The organism is Gilliamella sp. LMG 34359, from assembly GCF_984569085.1.
Window position 1 is genome coordinate 1,900,262 of sequence record NZ_OZ474906.1, and the last position, 26,896, is coordinate 1,927,157.

At 35.7% G+C, this 26,896-nt stretch carries 25 protein-coding genes and 1 pseudogene; 22 read left to right on the forward strand and 4 right to left on the reverse strand.

What is annotated here, in order from left to right; genetic code table 11:
• Positions 1-6 precede the first annotated feature (6 nt).
• On the forward strand, positions 7-603 hold the full coding sequence (locus AC5LXV_RS08845; RefSeq protein ID WP_493466179.1) for an SIS domain-containing protein: 597 nt from the start codon (positions 7-9) through the stop codon (positions 601-603).
• Entirely contained in the window at positions 597-1,169 is a 573-nt protein-coding gene (locus tag AC5LXV_RS08850; protein WP_493466180.1) for a dihydrodipicolinate synthase family protein, read from the forward strand. The genes AC5LXV_RS08845 and AC5LXV_RS08850 overlap by 7 nt, the downstream gene beginning before the upstream one ends.
• A 14-nt stretch (positions 1,170-1,183) precedes the next feature.
• Here AC5LXV_RS08850 and AC5LXV_RS08855 read toward each other — a convergent pair.
• A protein-coding gene (locus tag AC5LXV_RS08855) for an IS3 family transposase (RefSeq protein ID WP_493466181.1) occupies positions 1,184-2,334 on the reverse strand; the annotation gives its coding sequence in 2 pieces (ribosomal slippage) (positions 1,184-2,088 and positions 2,088-2,334; 1,152 coding nt in all).
• On the opposite strand from AC5LXV_RS08855, the gene AC5LXV_RS08860 reads away from it, so the two are divergent.
• From AC5LXV_RS08860 to AC5LXV_RS08885, 6 genes are all read left to right on the forward strand, one after another.
• Positions 2,333-2,719 (forward strand): dihydrodipicolinate synthase family protein, encoded by a 387-nt coding sequence (locus AC5LXV_RS08860; protein WP_493466182.1) that lies wholly within the window; start codon positions 2,333-2,335, stop codon positions 2,717-2,719. The genes AC5LXV_RS08855 and AC5LXV_RS08860 overlap by 2 nt on opposite strands.
• A gap of 18 nt (positions 2,720-2,737) precedes the next feature.
• Positions 2,738-3,376 (forward strand): beta/alpha barrel domain-containing protein, encoded by a 639-nt coding sequence (locus AC5LXV_RS08865; protein ID WP_493466183.1) that lies wholly within the window; start codon positions 2,738-2,740, stop codon positions 3,374-3,376.
• Between the two features lie 51 nt (positions 3,377-3,427).
• A complete protein-coding gene (locus tag AC5LXV_RS08870) occupies positions 3,428-5,047 on the forward strand; it encodes a BglG family transcription antiterminator (RefSeq protein ID WP_493466184.1) in 1,620 nt (539 codons plus the stop codon).
• Between the two features lie 44 nt (positions 5,048-5,091).
• Entirely contained in the window at positions 5,092-6,132 is a 1,041-nt protein-coding gene (gene istA, locus AC5LXV_RS08875) for an IS21 family transposase (protein WP_110444318.1), read from the forward strand.
• Positions 6,119-6,880: an IS21-like element helper ATPase IstB gene (gene istB, locus AC5LXV_RS08880; protein ID WP_110444317.1), complete on the forward strand. Its 762-nt coding sequence runs from the start codon at positions 6,119-6,121 to the stop codon at positions 6,878-6,880. Before istA ends, istB begins: the two co-directional genes overlap by 14 nt.
• Positions 6,881-7,005: 125 nt before the next feature.
• Positions 7,006-7,440: a PTS sugar transporter subunit IIA gene (locus tag AC5LXV_RS08885; RefSeq protein WP_493466185.1), complete on the forward strand. Its 435-nt coding sequence runs from the start codon at positions 7,006-7,008 to the stop codon at positions 7,438-7,440.
• Between the two features lie 111 nt (positions 7,441-7,551).
• On the opposite strand, the pseudogene AC5LXV_RS08890 reads toward AC5LXV_RS08885, so the two are convergent.
• A pseudogene (locus tag AC5LXV_RS08890) lies at positions 7,552-7,641 on the reverse strand (VOC family protein); the annotation flags it as partial.
• 261 nt (positions 7,642-7,902) lie between these two features.
• Here AC5LXV_RS08890 and AC5LXV_RS08895 point away from each other — a divergent pair.
• A complete protein-coding gene (locus tag AC5LXV_RS08895) occupies positions 7,903-8,637 on the forward strand; it encodes a DUF4123 domain-containing protein (RefSeq protein WP_493466186.1) in 735 nt (244 codons plus the stop codon).
• A gap of 29 nt (positions 8,638-8,666) precedes the next feature.
• Entirely contained in the window at positions 8,667-8,924 is a 258-nt protein-coding gene (locus tag AC5LXV_RS08900; protein WP_493466187.1) for a hypothetical protein, read from the forward strand.
• Positions 8,925-9,154: 230 nt separating this feature from the next.
• On the opposite strand, the gene AC5LXV_RS08905 is transcribed toward AC5LXV_RS08900, so the two are convergent.
• Positions 9,155-10,236 (reverse strand): IS3 family transposase gene (locus AC5LXV_RS08905; protein WP_493466188.1). Its coding sequence is split into 2 segments (ribosomal slippage): positions 9,155-9,993 and positions 9,993-10,236, totalling 1,083 coding nucleotides; the frame shifts between segments, so codons are not numbered across the junction.
• 81 nt (positions 10,237-10,317) lie between these two features.
• On the opposite strand from AC5LXV_RS08905, the gene AC5LXV_RS08910 reads away from it, so the two are divergent.
• The 10 genes from AC5LXV_RS08910 to AC5LXV_RS08955 all read left to right on the forward strand — a co-directional run bounded on the left by AC5LXV_RS08910 (position 10,318) and on the right by AC5LXV_RS08955 (position 22,987).
• Complete coding sequence (locus AC5LXV_RS08910; RefSeq protein ID WP_493466189.1) at positions 10,318-15,177, forward strand: RHS repeat-associated core domain-containing protein; 4,860 nt, start codon at positions 10,318-10,320, stop codon at positions 15,175-15,177.
• Positions 15,177-15,650 carry a hypothetical protein gene (locus AC5LXV_RS08915; protein WP_493466190.1) on the forward strand — a complete coding sequence of 158 codons (474 nt, stop codon included), beginning with the start codon at positions 15,177-15,179 and terminating at the stop codon, positions 15,648-15,650. Before AC5LXV_RS08910 ends, AC5LXV_RS08915 begins: the two co-directional genes overlap by 1 nt.
• Before the next feature lie 236 nt (positions 15,651-15,886).
• Entirely contained in the window at positions 15,887-16,360 is a 474-nt protein-coding gene (locus AC5LXV_RS08920) for a hypothetical protein (RefSeq protein ID WP_493466191.1), read from the forward strand.
• A 237-nt stretch (positions 16,361-16,597) separates the two neighbouring features.
• On the forward strand, positions 16,598-17,068 hold the full coding sequence (locus tag AC5LXV_RS08925; protein ID WP_493466192.1) for a hypothetical protein: 471 nt from the start codon (positions 16,598-16,600) through the stop codon (positions 17,066-17,068).
• A gap of 180 nt (positions 17,069-17,248) precedes the next feature.
• Positions 17,249-17,572: a hypothetical protein gene (locus AC5LXV_RS08930; RefSeq protein ID WP_493466193.1), complete on the forward strand. Its 324-nt coding sequence runs from the start codon at positions 17,249-17,251 to the stop codon at positions 17,570-17,572.
• Positions 17,563-17,991: an RHS repeat-associated core domain-containing protein gene (locus tag AC5LXV_RS08935; RefSeq protein WP_493467985.1), complete on the forward strand. Its 429-nt coding sequence runs from the start codon at positions 17,563-17,565 to the stop codon at positions 17,989-17,991. Before AC5LXV_RS08930 ends, AC5LXV_RS08935 begins: the two co-directional genes overlap by 10 nt.
• 777 nt (positions 17,992-18,768) lie before the next feature.
• Complete coding sequence (locus AC5LXV_RS08940; protein ID WP_034882622.1) at positions 18,769-19,671, forward strand: LysR family transcriptional regulator; 903 nt, start codon at positions 18,769-18,771, stop codon at positions 19,669-19,671.
• A gap of 150 nt (positions 19,672-19,821) precedes the next feature.
• Complete coding sequence (locus AC5LXV_RS08945) at positions 19,822-20,661, forward strand: aldo/keto reductase (RefSeq protein WP_493444574.1); 840 nt, start codon at positions 19,822-19,824, stop codon at positions 20,659-20,661.
• Between the two features lie 389 nt (positions 20,662-21,050).
• A complete protein-coding gene (gene aroL, locus AC5LXV_RS08950) occupies positions 21,051-21,566 on the forward strand; it encodes a shikimate kinase AroL (RefSeq protein WP_493452161.1) in 516 nt (171 codons plus the stop codon).
• 221 nt (positions 21,567-21,787) lie between these two features.
• Positions 21,788-22,987, forward strand: coding sequence for an MFS transporter (locus AC5LXV_RS08955; RefSeq protein WP_110433702.1), 1,200 nt, complete (start codon positions 21,788-21,790; stop codon positions 22,985-22,987).
• A gap of 607 nt (positions 22,988-23,594) precedes the next feature.
• Here AC5LXV_RS08955 and AC5LXV_RS08960 read toward each other — a convergent pair.
• Positions 23,595-24,815, reverse strand: a complete 1,221-nt coding sequence (locus tag AC5LXV_RS08960; RefSeq protein ID WP_493466194.1) for an MFS transporter — start codon at positions 24,813-24,815, stop codon at positions 23,595-23,597.
• 356 nt (positions 24,816-25,171) lie between these two features.
• Between AC5LXV_RS08960 and AC5LXV_RS08965 the strand changes: the two genes are divergently transcribed.
• Together AC5LXV_RS08965 and AC5LXV_RS08970 are read left to right on the forward strand one after the other, a co-directional pair.
• On the forward strand, positions 25,172-25,993 hold the full coding sequence (locus AC5LXV_RS08965) for a sugar phosphate isomerase/epimerase family protein (RefSeq protein WP_110423613.1): 822 nt from the start codon (positions 25,172-25,174) through the stop codon (positions 25,991-25,993).
• Positions 25,994-26,015: 22 nt separating this feature from the next.
• Positions 26,016-26,888, forward strand: coding sequence for a shikimate dehydrogenase (locus AC5LXV_RS08970; protein ID WP_110423612.1), 873 nt, complete (start codon positions 26,016-26,018; stop codon positions 26,886-26,888).
• Positions 26,889-26,896 lie beyond the last annotated feature (8 nt).

Consider the following 26,896-nt stretch of genomic DNA (forward strand, 5'->3'; position numbering starts at 1 on the left):
TTGTATATGTTAGAAAAATATATTGATTGTATCAAATCGGAATTGTCAGAATATATTAAATATATTGGCGAAGAAAATTTAAATAAAGCAAAGGATTTAATCATCAGCAAAAAAAATGAAGGCAGTCGGCTACATGTTACCGGAATTGGTAAACCTTCTTATGTTGCTCATTATATTGCTTCGTTATTCTCATCTATAGGAATACCTTCTTATTTTCTAGATGGAACTGAAACTATTCATGGTTCGGCAGGGCAGGTTTTATCAGGTGATATCGTGATTGCAATTTCCAATAGTGGTGAAACAGAAGAGTTAAAAAAAGCAATTTGTACTTTGCAAAAATTAGGTACACAAATTATCGGGGTTGCGGGCAATAACAATTCTTGGTTAGCTCAACATTGCGACATATTTTTATTTGCTGGAGTAAAACAAGAAGGGGACAACTTAAACAAACCCCCGCGAATATCCATACTTGCTGAAGTGATTATTTTACAGTGTTTATCAATAAAACTCCAAGAAGCTGTAGGCTTAACCGAAAATATGTATTATCAATGGCATCCTGGTGGCAGTTTAGGCGCTTCTCTAAGAGGAGGACAAGTATGTTAAATGGAATTATAACTGCAATGGTTACACCATTCGAATCCTCTGGAAATATTGATATTAAAGCAACAGAAATTTTAATTGAAAAATTAATTGCAAATGGTGTTCAAGGTATTTTTGTATTGGGGACCAATGGCGAATTTCATGTCATAGAAAATGATATGAAAATTAAATTTGCTAAAAAAGTTGTAGAAATAGTGGCTAAAAGAGTGCCGGTTTATGCTGGCGCTGGTGGTAACTCCACTGACGAAGTCATTAAACTGGGTAAGCAAATGATAGCTGTCGGGGTGGATGCGTTATCGGTAATTACGCCGTACTTTGTTTCATTGAAAGAAAATGAATTATATAATCATTATCAAATGATTGCCGAAAACCTTGCTATCCCAATAGTCCTTTATAATATACCTAAAAATACCGGCATCAATTTATCCTTTGAGCTGGTGTCTAAACTATCTAAAATCAGTAATATCATTGGCATAAAAGATAGCAGTGGTGATATTAACAATATAGCTGGCTATATAGATAACACATCTATAGATGTGTTTTCGGTACTTTCTGGTTCTGACTCCTGATCCTCGCCAAAATATTAGACAGAGCCTACCTCTATCATTTTTTCGTTTTGGTAATATTGTTGTTGATATTGCTGCGGTGATACCCAGCCATTGGCTGAATGACGGCGTATCCGATTATAATAGATTTCAATATATTCAAATAGTGCTTTATTAGCCTGCTTCCTCGTTTTGTAGTAACAGTCATGAATAATATGTGTTTTGAGTGTATGAAAAAAACTCTCAACAACCGCATTATCAAAGCAGTTGCCTCTTCGACTCATGCTTTGCCTTAGCCCATATTGTAACAATAATTGCTTGAAATCAGCACTGCAATATTGGCTTCCTTGGTCACTATGAATGAGTACATTTTTAGGAAAGTGACACCGAAATAAAGCTTGTTTTAATGTATTACACACTAAATGGCGGTCTATGTAGCGACTGGTTTGCCTAGCAATCACTTTTCGTCCATATAAATCGATAATCACCGACAAATATAACCAACCTTCACCCGTTTTAATATAAGTAATATCGGTTACCCATGTTTTATTAGGCTTATCAGGATTAAATTGCCTATCTAACGTGTTGGGCGCAATATTGTGATGAGTCTTGTCTGTTTTATGCTTGAATTTACGTGCTGCTTTACTCCGTAATCCCAATTGTTGCAAAACACGGCTAATTGTCCTTTCTGAAACTTGATAGCCTGCTTCTCTTGCATCATGAAGCAGGCTTGGCGCACCCAAACGGGCTTTATGTTGCCAATACTGCTTTTGGATATACTCGCTGAGTTTAGCTGATTTGTTTGCTCTTTTTAACCAAGCATAATAACCCGATGAACTGACACCAAGTAATGAGCATATCCTAGTAACGGGATAGCAGGTTAAATGATTTTTCATATAAGTGTACTTCATCGACTTGGATTGTTGATGAAGTACACATGCGCCTTTTTTAGTATATCATTAGCCATTTTCAGTTCTTTAATCTCTTTTTCTAACGCCATAATCCGCTGTTGCTCAGCGGTTAACTCTCGACGGCTGGTTTTATTCGGGGAAAGTTGCCTAATCCATTTATCTAGGGTTGATTTACCCACACCTAGATGATTGGCAAGTTCGCTGATAGAAAGGTCTGCATTAGATAACGCATAATCCACTGATTGTTGTTTGAATTCGATATTAAATTTTTTGACCATGATATTTGTCTCCTATGATTTTTGTTTATATCATAGAGGCGACTTTTGTCCACTTTTTTGGCGAGGATCATCCCTCATTCTTAAAGCATTGAAACTAGGTGCTACAGGTGCTATTTCAGCTACATCTAATTTACTGACCACCAACAACGTTCAAATATATAAGCAATTTATTGCCGGTAATTTAGATAAAGCTGAACAATGGCAACAATCTCTTGAAGAATTTCGCCGGATTTTAAAATATGCTTCCACACCTTCTGTTCTTAAACAAAGTTTATCTTTAGCTGGTATTGATGTTGGCTTACCTCGATTACCTGTCTTACCTGTCACCAGTCCAGATGATAATCAAGACATAGTCAATACGATAAAGAACTATTATCACTTATAAATAGAGCGGGGAATTATCATGTTTAAAACCAATATAGTTACTCGGTTAGAACAAAGTAAATTTTTAGTGATAGCTAGAGTTGAAACATTCAAAAGAGCACAAGAAATCATTGAGGGTATTTTAGCCGGTGGAATTGACTGTGTGGAAATTAGTTACACAAACAATAATGCTGGGCAAATAATTCAGCAACTTAACCAAGAATATGGTGACAAAATTTTAGTTGGCGCAGGGACAGTACTGGATAGTGAAACTGCCCGATTAGCAATTCTTGCCGGTGCCAAATTTATCATAGCCCCTAATTATAGTGATACTGTATGCAAAATATGCAATCGTTATCAAATCCCCTATATGCCTGGTTGTACCACCATGACGGAAATTGTCACGGCTTTAGAAAATGGTGCGGCTATGATCAAAGCTTTTCCGATTTCAAATTATTATGGTAACTCTTTAGTTAATATGATTAAAACACCGATGCCTTATGTGCCTATTCTGTCATCGGGTGGCGTTACGTTAGAAAATGTTGATGATTGGCTAAATACGGATATTGAATGTATTGGTATTGGTTCCTTATTAACTAAAGGATCGGTTGAGGACATAAGTAAAAATGCAATTAGTCTTGCAAATTCATTGAAGAAATATAAGGAAAGACATCCTTGATATTACTAATAAATTATGTAAATCATTGATATTATTAGTAAGGAAGATGGTATGATTGACTTAAATTCAAAGAAAATTATCCTAACTTTGATTGAAAAATCTTGTGAACAGACGTATTTATTGAATTTATTAAATATAACTAAACGACAATTAGATTATTCAATTTTAAAAATCAATAAATACCTCTCCTCAAATGAACAAAGTGTGGTTGTGCAAAATACTTCGTACTACTCTTTGCCTGATAAAAGTAAAGCGTTTCTAATTAAGAATCTAATTAACGGAAAAATCGGCAAAAATTATATTTTTTCAACAGAGGAAAGACAAAAATATATTTTTTTAATGTTGCTTTATCATGTAAATACTTATCTCTCTTCATTACATTTTTTATCAGCATTAAATATTAGTAAAACAACTTTAAATAATGATATCAAACAGCTAGAACTTTTATTAAGTTCCGAAGACATTTTAATCACTTATACTAGAGAAAAAGGGTATTCGTTAGTTGGAGATGAATTATCGATCCGTAATTTTTTTCTCAGAAATTTACTCAAAGATTTATCCAATAATTTAGATGATACATTCTTGTATGATCTGTTTTTAAACCAAGAGAAGGTTGACTACCTTGATATTAAAAACGATATCAATGAAATTATGCTAAAAAATGAAATTTTTTTAGGTGAAAATAGGAAAAAAGAATTTATCTATACGGTGATATTCCTATTACCAAGAATGACTAAAAAACTGGAATATATTCCAGTTATCTCAATGCCAAATAAAATCATAATAAAGTTGCAAGAGTATCATATATCATCAGAGTTACTGAAATTATATAAAATAGATGATAACACTTATGAAGTGCAATACTTAACTTCTCTGCTATTAGGCAATTCGGTTGGGAACCGTGATATAAAGACGGTTGATCAGGAGTTAATTTTAAATATTGTGCAAATCATCATATCGAGATTTGAACAGCTTTTAGGCATAAAATTTGATAACAATGATGATATTTCGAAAAAACTCTATAGCCATTTTAGACCCGCTTATTACCGTATACTTTTTCGTTTGCCAATCATTAATCCAATTTTAGATAAAGTAAAAGGAGAGTTTAATAAACTATTTTTGATTGTTAAAGAAACCTTAAAAATTATCTGTCCGATCATTAATAATGATATCCCAGATGATGAAATATCCTTTTTAACCATCTATTTTGCGGCAATTCTCGACGAAAATAAAATATCAACCAATCAACAAATCGTTGCCGTAATTGTTTGTCAAAATGGTATTGGTAGTTCTTCAATTGTCTATAATAGATTGAAGTTTCTTTTCCCAGATTTTCTATTTTTAGGACCAATGGAAACAGCCGAAGCCTTAGCATTAACAAATTTTTTCGATATAATCTTTAGTACTGTAAATAATTTGGTTTTTTATAACCAAGATAAACCTTTTTTCATCGTATCGCCAATCATGTCCGATGAGGAAGAGTATTTATTACTAGAGCGCGTTTATTCGCAAATTAACTCATATTTAACCTATCCGAAGATAACTGACTTGCTCGATATTTTTAAAAAGTACGGCACAATTTCCAACGAAAATGGTATCAGAAAAGAGCTTTATCAATATTTTTGTCACCAACAATGTAAAACTGATCCACTAATACCAGTTGAAAAGTGATCCATTTTATAGTTGCCTATACGTTTTTGTATGGGTAATAGAAAATGTTAACCAAGGAGAGTTATGTGGATATTCATGTTCGATTTAGACAAGGTCAAAGTATTCGTCATATTGCCCGTGAATTAGGTATTTCACGCAATACAGTAAGAAAACATCTTAATCAACAACAAATGCCAACGTATAAACCCAGACCACAAAAAACGCTTAAGCTGACGGCGTTTAAGTCTTATCTACAAAATCGAATAGCGATGGCAAAACCGAACTGGATCCCTGCAACCGTTTTATTTGCAGAGATTAAACAGCAAGGCTATCAAGGCGGTATATCTTTATTACGCAGCTATCTTGTTCAATTTAAAAAAACGGTACCTGAGCCGATTATTCGTTTTGAAACAGAGCCGGGTAAACAGATGCAAATTGATTTTACGACTATTCGTCGAGGGAAGGATGCATTAAAAGCCTTTGTAGCAACGCTCAGTTATTCTCGTGCAAGCTTTGTCAAATTCTTTGATAATGAACGCTCAGAATCTTGGCGTATTGGTTTGCAAGAAGCCTTTGATTTTTTTGGTGGCGTCCCTAAACAAATATTGTGTGATAACGCAAAAGCGTTGGTGATAGAGCGTAATGCTTATGCCGAAGGTGAACATAGATATCATGCCGGACTTGTTGATATGGCTAAAGACTATGGTTTCACAATTTGTGCATGTAAACCCTATCGAGCCAAAACGAAAGGCAAAGTAGAGCGCTTTAATCATTACCTTAAAAACAGCTTTATCGTGCCACTTACTGCGGAGTTAAAAGCACAGGGATTAACACTTGATATTCCCTTGGCCAATGCTAAAGTGGGGGCATGGTTACTCGCTGTTGCTCATGAACGAATACATGGCACAACCCATGAAAAACCGTCAGCAAGACTGGCACAGGAAGTCAAGCACTTATTACCGTTGCCGCTACTTAATCAAACAAGTTCAGCGCAATCATCCGTGCTTTCAATCACCATTGTACCGCCTTTAGAGTCATATAATTTGCAACATGCTATGAGTGTCTATGACAGATTACTACAAGGAGGCACTCATGTTACTGGCTGAACAAATTCATTGCTTATGTGCACCATTAGGACTTAATTCAATGGCGACTCACTGGTCAATGATTGCAGAGCAGAGTATCAAGCAAGAGCAATCTTATGGTGAGTTTTTGTTGACGCTACTTAAGCATGAACACGCTCATCGAGATGAGCGCACAAGAACTATTTATGACCGATTAGCGGGTTTTCCTGCTCGTAAGGAATTAAATAGCTTTGATTTCAAATTCGCAACCGGCGTGCCTAAACAACAAATCACAGAATTAAGTGCCTTGAGTTTTATTGAGCGTAATGAAAATGTGGTTTTACTTGGCCCTAGTGGTGTAGGTAAAACACACTTAGCGATTGGGCTTGGACTAAAAGCCGTACAAGCAAAAAAGAAAACACGTTTTGTGACTGCGGCAGACTTGATGCTTCAACTGGCCACAGCAAAAAGACAAAATAAACTCAAACAATACATGACACGTGCGATTATGACCCCGAAGTTACTCATTATTGATGAAATTGGTTACCTTCCGTTTGGACGAGAAGAGGCAAATCTCTTTTTCAATGTGATAGCTAAACGTTATGAAAGAGGCAGTATTATTTTGACCAGCAATTTATCATTTGGCCAATGGCCGAGTACCTTTGCTGATGATGCGACATTAACTGCGGCAATGTTAGACCGATTATTACATCATTCACATGTTCTCCAGCTAAATGGTGATAGTTATCGGCTAAAAGACAAAATGCGCTCAGGTACCATACCTGAGTAAAAGTGCGGATCAATTTTCAACTGGTGATTTAAAAAAAAAGTGGATCACTTTTCAGTTGGTGTTGACATTTTTATAAAACAGATAAAAATAACACTATAGAAAACCCAAGTTTAGGTATTCGTCACTTGATTCAAGAAGATTTGATTCAAATAAATGTCTCTGCTAATGATTGGCAAAGTGCCTTATTTACAGCTGCATTGCCATTATTGCAAAAGGATTATATTAATCGAAGTTACATTGAGAAAATAATTGATAATGTTAATTCAAATAGAACCAGTTTCTTGATAAGCAAAAATGTCTCTCTGGCTCATGCAAAACCAGAAGATGGTGTTAACTCTCTGTCATTGAGCATAACAGTATTAAAAAAACCAATGCTTTTCAAGAATGATAAAATTCCCACGCAATATATTTTTACTTTAGCAGCAGTTAATAAGACTAGCCATATTAACGCAATGTCAGAGCTGGTTGCTTTGCTTGAGATGCCCGATTTTTATGAAATATTAAACACCGCAACTCAAGCAAAGGAGATCCTAACCTTTATAAAATCTCGATTTCCTTAAGTAATTCGATAAAAGTATGCATGATAAGCATACTTCATATAAGGACTCTAGTAAGTCACGATTATTGGTGTACAAAAAGTCCTACTTTGAGTTAAAACTTCCTTTGTTATATTACGCAAAATTTGAGGTATCAGTGGCACAAACCCTTAAACGATGACCATCAGGATCATTAGCAACAAACGTATAACCAAAATCGAGCATTAGGTTATTTGGCGTCGATGACATTTAATAAACAGTTACCCCTCAATTTTGTTGTATGAAAAAGTGTAGACATTCCAGTCAAAAAGGAGTGTTTAATATCCTCAAACAGCTACATTTGCATTTATTGCCCAATATTTATGCGATGAATTAGCTTAAATTTTATCCGTTATTAAACCAATCATATAATTGCCTTACAGTTTTAAAGCCCCTATAATCAAGTCAATGACATTATCGATTATCGGTGTTGATTAAGGGGTCAAGATGACTAAGCTTGCACTATCAGACTGGAGTCAAATAACAGCCACGGCAAAGATGCCGCTTTACGCGGTGTTATCGAATGTCAGTGATGCGCAGTCAGTGAAAAACTATTATGTGACTGATGGCTCGCAAACTCCTTATGGGCTTTATACCGGTACGCCCTATACTAATTGGCATAGTGTGATGCCAATGATTGTCCAACTTGATGAAAATAGTCCGTTTTTAAATTGGGTCAGCCAAACTGAATATCAGAATTGGGGGTGGTTGGCACGTTCACATTTGCCCTTTGAATCGATTTGTGCTCATCTGCGCAGTTTAACCCAAGTGATTATGCCTGATGGTGAAACAGTTTTTTTTCGCTATTGGGATGGTACCTATTTGGCTGAACAAATCCGTTTTATGGCCGATAGTTGGGCTGAAGTATTACCGGCGTTTGCCTTTTACTGGATCAATGGTGAACCTTTTACTGTTTTTGTTCCACTACAGGCAGAGGCGCAAGTTTTCCCTTGGTGGCAAGTGCCGGCTGAACTTACCGATTATCTATTGCAAAAAAATAAGACGCCTTTAATTGGTAATATTATTCAATGTTTGCAGGAAGAGTATCCAACTTACTATTTTCAATTTGATGAGGAGATTATACATAAAAAGCTAGTACATCTATTATCGCATCTTGTTATTGAAAAGGGTGAAAACGGCGTAAATAAAGCGGTTCAACAGCTAATTAAATACACATTATAAAAACTCAGTACCTCACAGAGATATAAAATATGGATAAAAAGAATCGAAAACAAGAAGTTTTACAGTCTGTCTTAGCGCGTTTCTCTCGTATTTTAGACGATATCGACTACTCTGCTCACGCTAAATATAAAAAGAAGTTACAAGAAAGTGGTGTGGCAAGCAGCATTCAAATATTAGCATTAAATGATAAGCTCAGTAAAACCATGGAAGAAAGGGCGGAGGAAATAGGAAGGGGCTTACCCCCTGGAGATATCCACAAGAAGAATATAAGGATAAAAATGGAGTAACCGCGCAGTGTCCTTTAAATAAACAGATTATTATTCAATATGGATTTGAACTCTCAACCTCTGTATTTTCCGATGCCCCTGTAGAGGCAGCCCAACAGCCTGACGGTAAACGATTTATTAAAGTCGGTAACTTGAAAGGGCAACTTATACCACAATTAGCCAAAATCGTTCCGAATAAATGGGGCGCAAATGTAAATACCCCAAACCTAGTACAAGATTCAAGTAGAAAATCATGCTGCTTGTTTTAGTGTTTTATACTCAATCGGTGTCATGTTATTTAATGCCTCATGCGGTCTTTCGGTATTATAAATCGTTAACCATTCTTCGGTTATTCTCCTTGCTTGTGCTAAGTTGTTAAAAAGATATAAATCGAGTACTTCAGTACGATAGGTACGATTAAATCGTTCAATATAGCCATTTTGATAAGGACTACCGGGCTGGATATAATCAATGGCTATATCATGGGATTTAGCCCAGTTTATAAAGGTTTTTCCTGTAAATTCTGGCCCATTATCGACTCGTATTTTTAATGGATACCCATGATATTCAGCCAATTTATCTAAGTAACGGGTAACTCTCCCTGCTGGTAAGCTTACAGCAATATCAATGCCTAGCGCCTCACGATTAAAGTCATCGATGACATTGAATGTCCTAAAGTGACGTTGATTACAACTACTGTCACTCATAAAATCCATTGACCAACATTCACCTTGTTTATTGGGTGCTGATAGCCTTTCTGGGGTTCGTGGGGGAATGCGTTTTTTACGCTTTACCCTGAGATTAAGCTTTAATTCACAATACACCCGATATACTCGTTTATGATTCCATTTATAGCCGAGCTTTCTGATACGATTAAAGCATTTAGGAAAGCCCCAGCGTAAATGCCGGTCTGTGATAGCATTCAACACCGAAACAATCACCGAATCATCCAGTAACTTAGGTTGATAATAGTAAGCACAACGGCTTAAGCCAACAATGGCACAACTCATAGCAATAGTAATAGAATGATTTTGTTGTAGTTGCTGTGCCCACGTTTTACGTGCTTTTGTGGGCTCTAAAGCTTTTTTATAATTTCTTCCTGAAGCTGGGATTTTAAGCTCAGTTCGGCAAACATCTGCTTAAGCTTACCGTTTTCAGCCTCAAGCTCCTTTAAGCGTTTGATATCCGAAGTTTCCATTCCGCCATATTTTTCCCGCCATTTATAGAAAGTTGAATTACCCATGCCATATTTACGACAGAGCTCTTTGACAGGAATACCCGCTTCAGCTTCTTTTAAAATAGCTACTATTTGATGTTCAGTCATTTTTTTCATAATTAAATCCCCTTTACTTTTATCATAGAGAATTTTCTACTTTTTTGCTGTACTATTTTAGGGGATAGTTACACAAATAACATGTCCCATACTGAATATTTTCCCGATGAAGAAAATGCAATCCCATTTGAATTGGATGATAATGGCCGGGCAGTTATTGATGGCTGTCAACCCGGCAAGCGTTATTATATTCGTATGGACCCCTTTACAAATCAACAACAAGTTGATGAGTGGCTAAATGGTTATAAACGTATTATTCAACATTTATCTGAATTTTTAGAATCCGAATGGGACAATGTCCATGAGCAACGGTGGCAAATCTTTGATAAAGCTATGGCTGAAGCCACTCAACGAATTTACGATAATCCCATATCAGAGGAAATCCCATTAGCAACGGCAGTCGGTGGTGATTTTTTTGAGGGGGTTGCGGATCGCGCGGTAGAAAAAACCGGTGAAAGTATAGAGTCCGTCATCGATGGATGGGATTTCATGATTGACCACGGGGCAATATATGCTTCACTACTTACCCCAACAAATCCATTTCTTGCGCAAGCTGCCGGTAAGAAATTATTGGAATCGTGTCAGTCATTATTCCAAACTCAAGAGCCATCAGACCCCCCCAAAACAGAAAACGAAATAAAAGACGTCTATTTTTTTGTTCAAGATGAAGTATATCTGTATATTATCACGGCCGCCCTTGAGTATTGGTATGAAATACAGTCGCCAAAAGATAAAGCTTATTTATTGGGTAAAGATTTTTTTGATTTTGCCGTTGATGTGGCGCAGTTTTTTGCCGAATGCTATGTAATGGGAAAAGCTATCCCTATTGCTGCAAGCGTTTTACGAACCTCTTCTTCAACAATCAGTCGAACCACCGCTAATTTACTGGAAAAAGGCAAGAGTTTTATATCAACCAAAACTTCGGTTGCAAAAGCAACTACTGCGGAAATAATTGGTTCGCTTCCTGAACGTTTTATCCAGTTTTTTAATAAAAAACAGCTAAAAGCTTCAGTGACAAAGGTAGGCGGTACAACAGCTGAAGCGACCGGATTAAAAACGGTTGTTAAAAATGAAAGTAAGAAATCAGTTAACGTAGTGACGAATGCTGGCAAAGATGAAAACATCCTTACATTAAACAACAATAAAAATATAAAAAATACTCCGCCAAAAACGCAAAATGGAAAAAAAAATACAACAGGAAAAGAACATAGAAAAAACCTCGATCCGGTATCAATGTTAACCGGTGAAGAGCTATTAACCTTAGTTGATGATACCCTGTTTAGCCAGTTCCCTTTTGTTTGGCAGCGGCTTTACCGAACCAGTGCGGTGGAGTTCAATTGTGGTCTGGGTTATGGTTGGAGTCACAGCCTTTGCCATACGTTAACCTTTACCGCGGATGACCGCGTTATTTGGCAAAATCACGAAAACAATCTTATTAGCTTCCCACAACCTACCGAGTCAGCGCCGGCGATTGTCAACTTATTATCCGAAGCGGCCCTCTATTTAGGTCGCAAACCGAATCACTATCTGGTTAGCAGTGAGTTTGGTATTTATCACTTTAAGCGAGACTCGGCTACCGCCAGCACAGCCAAACTGGTGGCTATCAGTGATAAATATGGCCATGAGCATACCGTGATTTACGATACAGAGGGTAAACTGATAGCCCTTGAGCTGGCCGGTGGGTTAAAGCGAATAGCACTGACTTACTCAGCGCAAACCCCTTCACTTATCACTGAGGTAACTGAGTTCACTCGCCAGTCAGCAATACAGGAATGGCAACTGCTACGCCCGATTATGCATTATCAGTACAATGACAAGCAAGAGCTGATAGCGGCAAGTAATGCATTAAATCAAACCGAGCATTATCGTTATGGGGAAGGGCATCTTATTGTTCAGCGTCAACTGGCGGGGGGCGCGATATTTAGCTGGCAGTGGCAAGGTGAAGGGAAATCGGCAGTCTGTCATCGGCAAATCACCAACTTTAACGGTATTGAAAGTCGTTATGAATGGGATGCCCAGCAGCGCAAATCGACCGTTTACCAGTCAGATGGCACGACCTTAATCTACATTCATAATCAACAAGGTAAACTCATTAGTGAAACCAATGCCAATGGTGACACGACCACCTACGAGTATAATGACAACGGTCAAATGACCGTAAAAACCGATGCACTCGGCGGTCAGACTCATTATGTCTATAATGAATTTAATAATCTGGCTGAAGTTAACACCCCCGACGGGCAATCGACCTACTATTACTGGTGGGACGAGCAAATCAGTGAGATTATACAAGGCAACCGCAATTGGAAGTTTCGCTACAATGGTTATGGAGACCGCATAGAAGAAATTACGCCAGAAGGGAAAAAGACGCAATATCAGTACAATGAAGATGGACAGTGTATTGCGATTATCTACCCGGATGGTACTAAATTAACTCAAGCATGGGACGCCACCGGTCAACGAACACAAACCACCTATCCGGATGGCCGCATTGAGTATTATACCTATGATGCCCAAGGGCGAATAACGGCCATCAGTGATGGGCAAAACCAGACGATAAGCTACACCTATGACAGTTTGGGGCAAGTTACCCAACTGACCTACCCGAACAAAACCACACGGGAATATCGCTATAATGCTTATGGCAAAGTGACTTGGTTTAAGGATGAATCGGGCAAGGTGACGGAATATGAGTATGCCTCACCCCTGCACTTAGTAACGGAAAAACGCTTACCTAATGGTGAGCGACTCAAATTTCGCTATGACAATATTCACTTACAGATGAGTGAGATTGAGAACCAAAAAGGTGAAGTATATCACTTAAACTATACCCCGACCGGGCAGCTAAGTGAAGAGATAGGCTTTGATGGCATTAGAACCACCTATCATTATGACAACGCTGGGCGTATTATCGAAAAAAGGGAATATGGTAACACACCGGATGCGGAGCCTTTGGTGACACAGTACCAGCGTGATATCACGGGTCGCTTGGTTCGGCGAATTTTTGCTGACGGCGTTATTGAGCAGTATGAATATGATGCATATGGTCAGTTGATTAAAGTTAAAGATGGTCAAAATATACTGGTTTGGGAATATAATCTTGATGGTCAGATGACGGCAGAACATCAAAACTGGGCAACGATTCGTCACCGTTATGATAAAACCAGTGGTTTGCTCGATGGCACCAAACTCCCCGATGGGCAGTGGTTGGAATACCATCACCGTAACGGTCAGCTACGAGGAATGACGCTAGAGGGGCAATCCTTAATTGGCATGTTTTATGACTCAGCCGGACGAGAGCGCGAGCGGCGTCAGGGTAATGGCTTAATTAACCGTTATCACTATGATGAACTCGGCCAGCTCGCGTCACACCAAATCTACCGTGGTTTTGATGTTGAACTCAATGATACCCCGCTGCCGGTCTGGCAACAGCAGTACCAATATGAGCCTGATGGTCAGCTTGCCCAAATCAACGGTAATCAAGCCCGCCATTACCGTTATGATAAGTTAGGTCAACTGCAAACGGTCAGCTATCCCCAAGCGAATCGCGAAGAGCATCATGCGGAAAAAGTAGAGCTGTTTAGTTATGATACCACCGGCAATAAAATCAGTGAGAAACAATCTTTAGCGCAGCTTGAAGCGAAAGTGAACCGTGGCAATCGGCTACTGTTTTTTAGTGATAAACATTTTGAGTATGACCGTTTTGGTAATTTAATTACCGAAAAGCGTGGTAAAAACCAAAGTCTGGTGACGCATTATGAGTATGATTGCCGACATCGTCTAATCAAGGTGATTAAACCCAGTGGTCAAACCATTACCTACAGCTATGACCCGTTTAACCGCCGTACCAGTAAAACGGTTAATGGCAAAACCACGGAATTTATCTGGCAAGGTCATAAACTGATTGCCGAAACCGACAATGACAAGCACTGGCAAAGTTACCTCTATGAGCAGGGCTCTTTCCGGCCACTGGCGTTAGTACAGGGCAATGCCCAACAAGGCAAAACCCAACTCTACTGGTACCAAAACGACCAACTCGGCACGCCGATAGGGTTAACGGATGGATTTGGTGAAACATTATATGAATGCCAGTATAATGGCTATGGGCAAATTATTGATGAAACCTTCCATGAAGTTGGCAATCGTACTATCCCTGATAACCCGCTGCGCTTTCAGGGACAATATTACGATGAAGAGACAGGTCTACACTACAACCTAAATCGTTACTACGACCCCTTTGTCGGACGGTATATAACCCAAGACCCGATAAAGCTGATTGGTGGTCTCAATTTTTATCAATACTGCCCTAATCCGGTCAATTGGATAGATCCGATTGGGTTTAAAAATATACCGAAGAGTGGCACCGGTGAAGTTATAAATCCCAGTAATACGGCCAATGCCCGTGTACCTAAAAACGTTCCAATGACTCAGAAAAAGTTTGATGAAATTATTAATTTAGAAAGAGGTAACCGACCGAATAATGTCCTTGAATACTTGCCAAAAGAATATGTAGATGCACATCTGGCCTTATTTAAACAAGAAGGTGGCAGTTTTATTGTGATTGAAAGCAAGCTTTCTGAAAAATATACAACATATCCAGCACGAAAGTTTGTGGGTTTAAGATCCGATATGGAAAAAATCGTTGAAGAATACCGAGCAGCAGGTAACGATTGGCGGATATTAAACGAACGATTAGGATTGGGAAACGAAAGTCTTGCCAATACGCGAATATATATCGTTCATATTAAACCAAACGATATTCGTTTTAAGTTTGGAATGTCAACGGGTAATGAATTCGGGGCATATGAAGGACAATGGATCCCGGGGGGATTTACTAAAGGAGGGGTTCCAGAAGCTGTCTTAGAAGGGTCGGAAAAGATTAATACTAACAATCTGGAAACAATATTAAGCCAATTTGAAAACTTTGAGAGATTACAATAATGGGTAAATTTGAACGAGCAGTAAACAATAATGAAATTATTCCCTTTCTTAAAGGTGAAGGTGACTATTTTTCACCAGATGAATGGTGTCGAGGATATCATTGTTATATGATTAATTTTATGGGAATGATGGGAGGTCTTGAAGAGAAAGAGCATCCGTATCAATTGTTGATCAAATATTTTAGATTATACTTAAGTTCACTTGAGGAAAATGTTGAAGACGCTTGGAGTTTATTTGAAAATATAGAATGTTATTATCATCTCAGAAAAGATAATTCCTACTTTTTTTTAACTCAACATGAAGATTTAATTGATGAATTAACCGCGGAAGAGAGAAAGAAAATAGGAGTATTATATCGTTATTTAAGAGATAACTTTGATAAAGTCCCGGATGCAGAAAATATGAACCCTTTAGACATACAATTTAACTTTACTCGTAAAAATGGTTGCCCATATGATCTTTTTTCTTTTTAATGATTAAGGTGTGAGTTGTGATTTAACCGGAGAATAGTTTAAAAAAACAGAGTGTTACCACTTTGGCTATAATGTATTGAATCTAATTACAAATTCCAAACGGTAATGCTTATGTTTTATCCCCGAATGTGAACATCTAAAATAAACCTAGAACTTGCAAGCTGATAAGCATATTAAGGGATACTTTTTTGTCATAAAAATCCTCAGTACTATCACTTTACCAAGGAGGAGTTCCCATGAAAGGTGATTTTGAACAAGCAGTAAATAATAATGAAATTAGTGCCTATTTGAAAGGTGAAGGTGACTATTTTACACCAGAGGAATTTAACATGGGATATCATAGTTTTATTATGAATTTTACAGGAATGATGTCCTATCTTAAAAATAAAGAACACCCTTATCAAGAGTTGGTCAAATATTTTAGATTATACTTAAGTTCACTGAAGGAAGATGCTCTAGATGGTTGGAGTTTATTTAACAATATTTGTTGTTTTTATGCTCTTCGAAAAGAGAAATCTTTTTTTTTTACTGAAAATGAAGATTTAATGGATGAATTAACCACGGAAGAGAAAAAGAAAATCGGGGTATTATGTCGTTATTTAAGAGATAACTTTGATAAAGTTCCGGGTTCAGCACAAATGTACCCTATTGAAAAACAGATGAAATTGGAAATGGAAGATGCTTGTCCATATAATCTTTTGACTTTTTAATGATTAAGGTGTGAGTTGCGATTTAACCGGAGAATAGTTTAAAAAAATAGAGCGTTACCGCTTTGGCTATAATGTATTGAATCTAATTACAAATTCCAAACGGTAATGGTTATGTTATATACCCGCAAGTGAACATCTAAATATATCTAGAACTTGCAAGCTGATAAGCATATTAGAGATACTTTTTTGTCATAAAAATCCTCAGTACTATCATTTTACCAAGGAGAGGTGACCATAATGGGTAAATTTGAACGAGCTGTAAACAATAATGAAATTATTGCCTTTTTTAAAGGTGACGGTGACTATTTTTCACCAGATGAATGGAGTTGGGGATATCATAATTTTATGATTAATTGGATGGGAATGATGGCTAATCTTGAAAAGGGAGAAAATTCCTATCAACTTCTGGTCAAATATTTTAAATTATATTTAAGTTCATTAAAGGAAGATGTTCTAGATGCTTGGGGTTTATTTAATAATCTTGGTTGTTTTTATTGTTTTCGAAAAGATAATAGCTATTTTTTAACTCAATGTGACGATTTAATTAGTGAATTAACAGAGGAAGAGAAAAAGAAAATCGGGGTATTATGTCGTTATTTAAAAGATAACTTTGATAAAGTTCCTGATTCAGCCAGTATGAGACCTATTGATGAGCAGATGAAGATGGTAAAAGCAGATGGTTGTCCATATGATCTTTTTTCTTTATGACTTTTGACTTTTTAATGGTTAAGTTGTGAGTTGCGATTTAACCGGAGAATAGTTTAAAAAAACAGAGTGTTACCACTTTGGCTATAAAGTATTGAATCTAATTACAAATTCCAAACGGTAATGGTTATGTTATATACCCGCAAGTGAACATAAATTACCCAACTACCAGATGGGCAGTGGTTGGAATACCATCACCGTAACGGTCAGCTACGAGGAATGACGCTAGAGGGGCAATCCTTAATTGGCATGTTTTATGACTCAGCTGGACGAGAGCGCGAGCGGCGTCAGGGTAATGGCTTAATTAATCGTTATCACTATGATGAACTCGGTCAGCTGGCGTCACACCAAATCTACCGTGGTTTTGATGTTGAACTCAATGATACCCCGCTGCCGGTCTGGCAACAGCAGTACCAATATGAGCCCGATGGTCAGCTTGCCCAAATCAACGGTAATACTGGCAAAGTTACCTCTATGAGCTCGACTCCTTCCGGCCACTGGCGTTAGTACAGGGCAATGCCCAACAAGGCAAAACCCAACTCTACTGGTACCAAAACGACCAACTCGGTACGCCGATAGGGTTAACGGATGGATTTGGTGAAACATTATATGAATGCCAGTATAATGGCTATGGGCAAATTATTGATGAAACCTACCATGAAGTTGGCAATCGTGCTATCCCTGATAACCCGCTGCGCTTTCAGGGACAATATTACGATGAAGAGACAGGTCTACACTACAACCTAAATCGTTACTACGCCCCCTTTGTCGGGCGGTATATAACCCAAGACCCGATAAAGCTGATTGGTGGTGAAGGTTCACGTGTGTTAACCTTTTCTGATGTGCATATTGAGCAAATTTATCCAAAAAATAGTACTCATTCTGCATTTTCTTTCTGTGTTTCAACAATTCATTTCTACTTATGAAATAAATCACTATTCTGGGTTAAATATTATTTATTCGTAAAAGGTTATTTGGTGACTTTGGGTGATGTATTAAGCTGATTGTAATAAAAGATCAATTTCAAATTAACGCAAAGTATGACGATTGATGGCGCTTAATTAAACTGAATGGTTAAAAAGAGATAATACTATGTTTCACGAATTAGATATATGATTATTAAAATAGTGCAAAAAAGCTATAGCATATACTGTTTTTATAACCTTATTGTTATTAATTGGTGATGCCAATTTAACGTTTCAAAATTATATTAAGCTTTAATATTAGATTGTAGAGATAATTAGCGCGGTTATATTCCGCTTTTTAAATATCCGTCAGTTAAAATTTTAAGGATTGTAGTTAAGTAAAAATATTATACGCGGTGAAACAATTCTAATTGTTTTCAATACTAGATTATCTCAGTGCTTTTTTACACTCTTCCTTACTCTACGTTATGGTTTTTCTGTTCTATTGTTAACAAATTGCCAAATCGTATGTGCTACATTTAAAAAGTTACGCTTTAAATGGTTTGATATAGCTTTTAAACTTATCTGTTATTTCTATGGTTAACCTTTATTCAAATCATTTTCAATAGATTAAATCACTACTTTACTAATTTTTTCTTATTAAGGCAGTATATCAATAATTTGAACATCAGCTCGTCAAGCAAACTAGCAATTCAATTTAAGAAAATCTTGAAACTTTCCATTTTAGTGTTAACCATCTTATAATATAAACAAATCATTGATTAGAGTAATGCATTCATGAATATAAAACAACTTAAATACTTTCAGATACTCGCTAAAAATCAACACTATACTTACACTTCCGAATATTTTTCTATTAGTCAACCAAGTCTTAGTCATGCTATTGCTGAATTAGAGAAAGAGGTTGGTATTAAGTTATTTCAGAAGAAGGGACGTAATGTAGAGTTGACCAAAGAAGGGGAACAGTATCTCCTCTACGTTAATCAAGCATTACAATCGTTAAATGAAGGTGAACAATTTATAAAAGAATTAACTAGCATATCGCATGGACATATCCGATTAGCTTTTGTTTATTCATTATGTATGGGGTATGTACCCAAAATTATTAAAGCGTTTACTAGCTTACCGGAATATAAAAATATTTCATTTTCTTTTTATGAAGATTTAAGCGCTAATATTGTGCAAGAGCTCAAAAGTAAACGTTATGATATCGGATTATGCTCTTATTTGCATGATGATCCCGAAATAGAATTCACGCGTTTAGCTAAGCAAGAAATTGTTTTTATTATCTCGAATGAACATCCGCTATCTAAACGCAAAAAACTAGATCTAAAAGATATTGCTAATGAGCCGGTAATTTTATATACCGAGCGTAGCGGTATGAAAGGTTATCTGGATAGTATTATTAGCGAATCAGGGGTTAAACTGACCAATGTGGTTAGTCATGTTGAAAGTGAAAACGCCATGATTGGTTTAGTATCCATCAATTACGGTATAGGCATGATGATAAACGTACCTGTTCCAGAACAAGCAAATGTTTCATTGATACCAATGAATAAAAATCGTCAAAAACGTGAAATTTATGTCGCAACCGTTAAAAACAGACCACTGATGCCGGTAGCGCAAAAATTTTATCGATTTTTAACCCAATATTGTGGAGATAGTTTTTTTAATAATTAATTTTGTGCTACTATTCATATAATTATTTAATAAATGTTGTTATTTACATAGATAATTTAAATATATTTTTTAAATGATAAACTTAAAACAACATATGTTGTTTTAAAAATTGATTAATTTCGGTAGCTAGAATAATTTGATGAGAGAAAAATGACACCATTAATTAAAAAAATTAGCTTAAGCAATTCTGTATCAATTGAACAGTTAGGTTTTGGTACTTTTAAAATTGTTGATCAGCAAGAAGCCAATAACGCTATCATGACGGCCTTAAACGATGGTTATCGCTCATTTGATACGGCTCAACTTTATAATAATGAAAAAATACTTGGCGAAGCTTTTGCTAATTCGGGTGTCGCTAGGCAAGACCTATTTTTAACCACTAAGGTAAGTAACCTCAATCAAGGTTATGAACTAACGTTAAAATCGGTTGAACAATCCTTAAAAGATTTACAAACAGACTATCTAGACCTGTTCTTAGTCCATTGGCCATTAAAAAATCATTTTTTCGATACTTGGAAAGCGCTAGAAAAAATTTATGAAACAAAAATGGCTCGGGCAATTGGTGTTTGTAACTTTCATCAATCTCATTTTGAATTGTTAAAAACGAAAGCAAATATCAAGCCAATGATTAACCAAATTGAGATTCATCCTTATTTAGTACAAAAAGAGTTAATCGAATACTTAAATAAAGAACAAATTGCGATCGAGGCTTGGAGTCCGTTAGCTCGAGGTCGGGTTGTTGATGAACCTTTATTAATAAATATTGGTAAAAAATATCAAAAATCTGCTTCACAAGTAACATTACGTTGGCATGTGCAAAAAGATCTTATTGTTATCCCTAAATCGGTTAACCCTAAGCGTATAGCGGAAAATAGACAAATTTTTGATTTCGAACTCACTGAAGATGAAATGCTGCAAATCGATAGTTTGAATGAAAACTTTAGAACAGGCCCAAATCCTGATGATGTTTATCAAAAAAATGGTTTTTAAAATATAACATATGTAATCTTTAATACTTTAGTTCTTAGAATAATTTTAAAACATTATTTAAGTTATTAAATTAAGATTACATATTCTTATCTCTCTTCTAGTTAGAAAACTTTTCTATAAATCGTTCCTCATGGCTAAATTAATCAGTCACATCTAGCAGTTTTTAATTTTTTTAATATTGATACCTAATTTTTATTTTAATTAAATCACCAGTAGTTATTAATAAAACTGTTTTGGTTGTAATAAAATGTTTACAGATATTTGTTGTTTAATTATTTGATATAATTGCTGTTTATAATATTTTATGGTTATATGTAAATAATTGTTGCAATTATGTATATAAAGAATAACATATAAGTGTACTAGGTTATTGATATGAGATTTTAAAAATGAATAAAACCATCTTTCTCGTTGGAGCGCGAGCGTCAGGAAAAACAACAATGGGGCGTTTACTTGCTGAAAAATTACATTACTCATTTATTGATACCGATGTTTACCTATATGAAACCACCAAACAAACTGTGGCTGAAATAGTAGAAAAAGAGGGATGGGAAGGTTTTAGAAAGCAAGAAAGCCAAGTTTTAAAGGATGTTACCCAACCATGTCGAGTTATAGCAACCGGTGGCGGAATGATTTTAGCTGATCAAAATCGTCTTCATATGCAAAAAAGGGGGATAGTATTCTTTTTATCGGCTCCAGCAAACATTCTAGCAGAACGTTTAATGAAAGATCCGAATATTGCTCAACGCCCTTCGTTAACAGGTTTATCTATTGCTGACGAGATGGAAAAAGTGCTTGAAGATCGTCATCATCTCTATATGGACTCTGCAAGTCATGTAATCAATGTTGATTGTCCGGAGATGCAAATATTAGGGCAATTTTTAGAAGTGCTCAATATCGACTAAAAAATTTGTTTTTTTATGATTAGTTCATTACCATTGAGATGAAATTCCTCCGTTTGCCCATTTTAAATATTATTATTTATTATAACTATTTGAATATAAATAATAATTAATTAATGGCACAATTCCTAAGGTTATTTTTTCTTTTATTAAAACACATTTACCGCTAATATTAACTTAAATAGATTTATAAAATTTTTAAATTAATAATGGAGTATTAACTAATGAATGACTATAAGAGCAGCTCCTGTTCCATAGCAGGGTCTATCTATGCTAATTACATTATTCAAAGTATCGCTTTAATCGTAATTATGCAATTTTCTGTCGAAATTTCAGCGCAACTTAACACTGATATAGTTGGTGTAGGTTATGTTGCTTCAGGAATAGGTGTAGGTAAAATATTGTTAATGTTTATTGGTGGAATACTCTCTGACAAATTTGGACGTAAACCATTTATCCTTATGGGGATGTGTTGTTACATAATCTTTTTTATTGGGATGCTTTTTTGTCATAATATAGATGTTGCATTCTTTTTGGCTATGTTTATTGGGGCAGGGAACTCATTTTTAGATACAGGTTCAATGCCAGCATTAACCGAATGCTTTCCGCGTTCCGCAGGTACAGCGAGTGTTTTAATTAAAGCATTTATCTCAATGGGTACATTAGTCTTACCATTTATTGTTACTCTATTCCATGCTTATGATTTATGGTATGGTTATGCTTTCCTTGGTTTTGTCGCTTGTATTGTTATAAATTTCTTATTTTTAACACCAAGAAAATTTCCTTCTAAAAATACGGTTATCTGTGGCAATGAAGGTCATAGTGACTATTTTATTGGCAAGCCAAATATTTTGTTTGAAGGATTTTTATTAATTATTATGGGCTTTACCACTACAGCTACTTTTATCATCATTTTACAGTGGTTACCAGCGATTGCCGAAAAAGGTATTGGAATGGATCCAATCGCCTCTAAACAATTGATTAGCTATTATAGTATTGCATCAATAATTTCCGTGTTTACTACTGCTTATATTGTTAAAAAATTCATAAAACCAATTTATTGTATTATTATTCTGCCCCTACTATCAGCATTAATTTTATTAATGTTCCTCTTTAATCTTAATTCGACAATGAGCTTAATAGCGGCAATTGGCATGGGGTTGACAGCAGCCGGAGGTGTATTACAACTTACCCTGGTTGTTATGCAACAATTATTTCCTAATCATAAAGGCTTTGCAGTTGGAACCATGTATACCCTAAGTGGCCTATCATTTATTGTTATCCCTTTAGTGGTACCAAAATTAGCAGTAACAAATGTTAGTTACGCCATCTTAGTTGATCTTGTCATCGCATCAACAAGTGTAATATTAGGTTTAATTGTTTATTCACGTTTCAAAAAAGTTATTGATATGAAGAAAATTTAATAACTTATTTGCGTCATAATTTTAAAAAAGCATCTTATTGCAATAAGGTGCTTTACCATTCATAATAATGTTACTGCAAAATAATCGGCATCAGCATTATTAACTTTATGGTTATTCCCAAAACAAAATCAAGTTGGATTTTAATAGGTAGCTATCTAGTTTTGTCAGTAATCCTTGAGATAATTATTGATATTATCTATCCTAATTTCAGCCATATTTATGGTTCACATGCGAAAATTGGTTCCTATTTTTTAATGCCTATCCTGTGGATAATATATGGGATATATATACTTTCTAGGACTTAAACTAAATTATAAAAAAGAGTTTATTGCACCATCTATAATTTCTAGTGGCACTAATTACATTAAAGTGAAAGATACTAAATACACTTTTTTTTGCCATTCCGATCCAATACGTTGGTTTATTATCTTTGATATTTGGGATTGTTATGCTATCGATACAAATCGTTTATCGATACCTATATTTATAATATTTTATTAAGAGATTATCTACGGAAGGTTGTTGAATGATTAACCACAAGTCTTACTCAGCATACTTGTGGCTTTTTATTAGTTAATCATTGTTGATTGTAATTGATAACACAATCTTATCTACGATTTGGTAGTTCAAAAATTTTATGATATCTAGCAATAATCACCAAGGCTAAAATTGCCCCTAATACCGCGATAAAGGCGTCAAACAAGATAATATTAGCGATACTGGTTTTGGAAATAATTCCGGTCACAACTGGTATAGAGAAAGTAGCTAAACTAGAAGAGGTAAAGAAAATACCAAGGACTTTACCTTTACCTTCAGGATAAAATTCTGACATGGTGGTTAATGCTAATTGTAAAACTCCCCCAGCTGCTGTAAATCCTAAAATAAATCCACCTGCAATACATAAAGTTGGCGAAGGGAACAAGAATAAAACGAACAACATAATTGCCGATAAACAAGGGTAAACAAACACTATATAAACCGGACGAATCCAGCTTTTAACTAATATTGAGGTTAAAATAACACTGGCTAAAGTCCCAATAGCATAATAACTAATAGTTTGCGCAGATGCAGAAGGACTCATCATTGCAACCGATTCAGAGAATTTAGGTAACCATATTGATACTAAATAAAATGTCGCGGTGGATGTATAACCAATAATGATAAAACAAACACCTTCAATCCAAAAGTTAGCTTTTTGTTTTAATTTTGGTAACGGTTTGGTCTCTTGTTCGACGGATTCTTTTGCAATTTCTTCAGCTATTGGTTGTTTATGATTTGGGAAAGGCATGTTTAGTACAGCTAAAGCATTAATGGCTAAAATAGCAACACAGAAAAGGAATGACCAACCATAATAAGCATTAGAAACGATAATTAACGTCATCACAATCGGTAACACAAATTGTCCACCAGCAATGGCCGCTTTGGTTAAAATGGATGCGGTTCCGGTTGCCTTAGGAAATGATTCCATTAATGCTGGGTAAGTACCTGCGTCTAGCGTTGAATTAGCAATACCGCCTAAAACAGCAAACATAAATGCGATTTGCAGATTTGGGCTAATCAAAATGCCAAGCAAAAAGCCTATATAAAAAAGTCCACCTAAAAAAACGAATGGTTTACGACCAAATTTATCAGATAATGCTCCCATAACAAACAAAACTATTAAGCGTCCAATCCCTAAACCTGAGATTACATAAGCAATCCCCTCACTATCAGTATTGAATTGATTAGCCAAATAATTCATATTTTGGGCGAGAATGATTGCCCCCATACCATGAACAAAATAGTTCATGTATAAGCATATCGAAGTAGGGATATAGTTATTTTTCATAGTGCATCCTTTGTTGAATAATTTAATTTTACAACTGTTATGTCATTCCAATTATTAAAAACAATTTATTTTATAAAATAGTTTTTTAGTTACCGATAATTTAATTCGCATCTGATTACTGAGTAATTAATATCGTTTTATTTCTATAAATCAGTGAAATAGATTTTTTTTATTTCTTCATTTCATAATCTTACCTAAATAATTTTAGCGATTATTTTATTTATTATGTATAAATTTATAAAAAAAATAAATTAAAATAACAAAATCTATAGATAAATTTATTTTATTGTTTTACATTATTAGCATCTTATTTTTACTAAATTCAGCTAAATTATTTAAAATTTCAGGAGGATTGCATGGCAATTGAACGTCCTATAGGGCTTGCGGCCTTAACGGTATTAGATGTATCTCCAGCAAATCAAGTTATTGTGGCCGCAGAAGCTGGTTATACTCATGTTGGTTTAAGACTTATTCCTGCCACACCTACTGAGCCGGTTTATGCAACAGTTGGTGATACCCCATTAATTCGGGAAGTCGAGCGACGATTAAAAGAGACAGGTATCAAAGTTTTAGATATTGAAATTTTTCGGCTCAAACCAGATACCCGAGTTATCAACTTTTTGCCGGTATTAGAAACAGGAGCTCGCTTAGGCGCAAGCCAAGTATTATTAGCCGGTAATGATCCTGATAAAAATCGTTTAGCTGATAATTTTGCACGGTTATGTGAAATTGCAGCCCCATTAGGTATCGCAATCAATATTGAACCAATGCCTTGGACAGATATTCCTACCGTTAATTCTGGGGTAGAATTACTCAAAGCCGCCAACCAAAACAATCAAGGTATGATTATTGATCCATTGCATTTTGATCGTGGAGCTAATACTCTGGAGGACTTGCAGAAAGTACCTAAGGATTGTTGGCGCTATATGCAATTATGCGATGGAACTAAAGAGAAACCAAAAGATACCGAAGGATTACTTTATCAGGCAAGAAATTATCGATTATCACCGGGACGTGGCGGCATTGATTTAGTATCATTATTAAAAGCTTTACCAGAAATGCCGATTTCAATTGAATGTTGTAATGATGAATTTGCGTTGAGTCATTCTCCAATTGAACGAGCTAAAATGTATCTTGAAGATACCAAAAAATTACTTAAACAAGTCGCTGAATCTTAATAATAACTAATTGGAGAGAAGTATGAGAGCAAACATCGATGGACATTTTTTATTAATCGGACTAATGGCTTATCCAATTCGACATAGCTTATCACCGAAAATGCAAAATATAATTTATTCTAAACTAGACGTTCCTTATGTCTATTTAGCTTTTGAGGTGACACAAGAAAAATTACCTGATGCGATAAAAGGATTACGCGCATTAGGTTTACGAGGTAGTGCGGTATCAATGCCAAATAAACAACTGGTCTGCCAATATTTAGATAAATTAACACCGGCTGTTGAGCTTATTGGCGCTTGTAATACCATTTCTAATGATGACGGTGTTCTAACCGGATATAACACGGATGGAATGGGATACATGCGTTCATTAAAAGAGGCAGGTGTTGATATTATTGGTAAAAAAATGACATTACTTGGTGGTGGTGGTGCCGCAAGCGCTATTGCTGTACAGGCTGCACTCGACGGCGTTAAAGCGATTTCTATTTTCAACCAAAAAGATGAGTGCTTTGATAAAATTGTTGAAATAGCTAAGCGAATCAATGAAAAAACTGATTGTAAAGCCACGGTTTATGATTTAGATGATCAAGCTAAATTGCGTCAAGAAATTGCTGAAAGTGCCGTATTATGCAATGCTACTGGTGTCGGTATGAAACCGTTAGAAGGACAGAGTTTGATTACCGATCCTAGCATGTTAAGGAAAGATCTCGTTGTAACCGATTGTATTTATAGCCCACGTAAAACAAAATTACTGGAAATTGCCGAAGCACAAGGTTGTAAAACTTTAAACGGTATCGGAATGATGTTATGGCAAGGTCATGCACAAATAAAAATTTGGACAGGACAAGATGCTCCGATTGATTATGTAAAAGAAAAAATGGGTTTTAATGACTAAAAAATTTT

Excerpts from the sequence above, each read along its gene's own strand:
- AC5LXV_RS08850 (WP_493466180.1), top strand. The coding sequence starts at position 597 with ATGTTAAATGGAATTATAACTGCAATGGTTACACCATTCGAATCCTCT.
- AC5LXV_RS08910 (WP_493466189.1), top strand. The coding sequence starts at position 10,318 with ATGTCCCATACTGAATATTTTCCCGATGAAGAAAATGCAATCCCATTT.
- aroL (WP_493452161.1), top strand. The coding sequence starts at position 21,051 with ATGAATAAAACCATCTTTCTCGTTGGAGCGCGAGCGTCAGGAAAAACA.
- AC5LXV_RS08945 (WP_493444574.1), top strand. The coding sequence starts at position 19,822 with ATGACACCATTAATTAAAAAAATTAGCTTAAGCAATTCTGTATCAATT.
- AC5LXV_RS08860 (WP_493466182.1), top strand. The coding sequence starts at position 2,333 with ATGATATTTGTCTCCTATGATTTTTGTTTATATCATAGAGGCGACTTT.
- AC5LXV_RS08960 (WP_493466194.1), bottom strand. The coding sequence starts at position 24,815 with ATGAAAAATAACTATATCCCTACTTCGATATGCTTATACATGAACTAT.
- AC5LXV_RS08925 (WP_493466192.1), top strand. The coding sequence starts at position 16,598 with ATGGGTAAATTTGAACGAGCTGTAAACAATAATGAAATTATTGCCTTT.
- AC5LXV_RS08955 (WP_110433702.1), top strand. The coding sequence starts at position 21,788 with ATGAATGACTATAAGAGCAGCTCCTGTTCCATAGCAGGGTCTATCTAT.
- AC5LXV_RS08915 (WP_493466190.1), top strand. The coding sequence starts at position 15,177 with ATGGGTAAATTTGAACGAGCAGTAAACAATAATGAAATTATTCCCTTT.
- AC5LXV_RS08970 (WP_110423612.1), top strand. The coding sequence starts at position 26,016 with ATGAGAGCAAACATCGATGGACATTTTTTATTAATCGGACTAATGGCT.
- AC5LXV_RS08965 (WP_110423613.1), top strand. The coding sequence starts at position 25,172 with ATGGCAATTGAACGTCCTATAGGGCTTGCGGCCTTAACGGTATTAGAT.
- AC5LXV_RS08940 (WP_034882622.1), top strand. The coding sequence starts at position 18,769 with ATGAATATAAAACAACTTAAATACTTTCAGATACTCGCTAAAAATCAA.
- AC5LXV_RS08870 (WP_493466184.1), top strand. The coding sequence starts at position 3,428 with ATGATTGACTTAAATTCAAAGAAAATTATCCTAACTTTGATTGAAAAA.
- AC5LXV_RS08845 (WP_493466179.1), top strand. The coding sequence starts at position 7 with ATGTTAGAAAAATATATTGATTGTATCAAATCGGAATTGTCAGAATAT.
- AC5LXV_RS08900 (WP_493466187.1), top strand. The coding sequence starts at position 8,667 with ATGGATAAAAAGAATCGAAAACAAGAAGTTTTACAGTCTGTCTTAGCG.
- AC5LXV_RS08920 (WP_493466191.1), top strand. The coding sequence starts at position 15,887 with ATGAAAGGTGATTTTGAACAAGCAGTAAATAATAATGAAATTAGTGCC.
- AC5LXV_RS08895 (WP_493466186.1), top strand. The coding sequence starts at position 7,903 with ATGACTAAGCTTGCACTATCAGACTGGAGTCAAATAACAGCCACGGCA.
- istB (WP_110444317.1), top strand. The coding sequence starts at position 6,119 with ATGTTACTGGCTGAACAAATTCATTGCTTATGTGCACCATTAGGACTT.
- istA (WP_110444318.1), top strand. The coding sequence starts at position 5,092 with ATGTTAACCAAGGAGAGTTATGTGGATATTCATGTTCGATTTAGACAA.
- AC5LXV_RS08865 (WP_493466183.1), top strand. The coding sequence starts at position 2,738 with ATGTTTAAAACCAATATAGTTACTCGGTTAGAACAAAGTAAATTTTTA.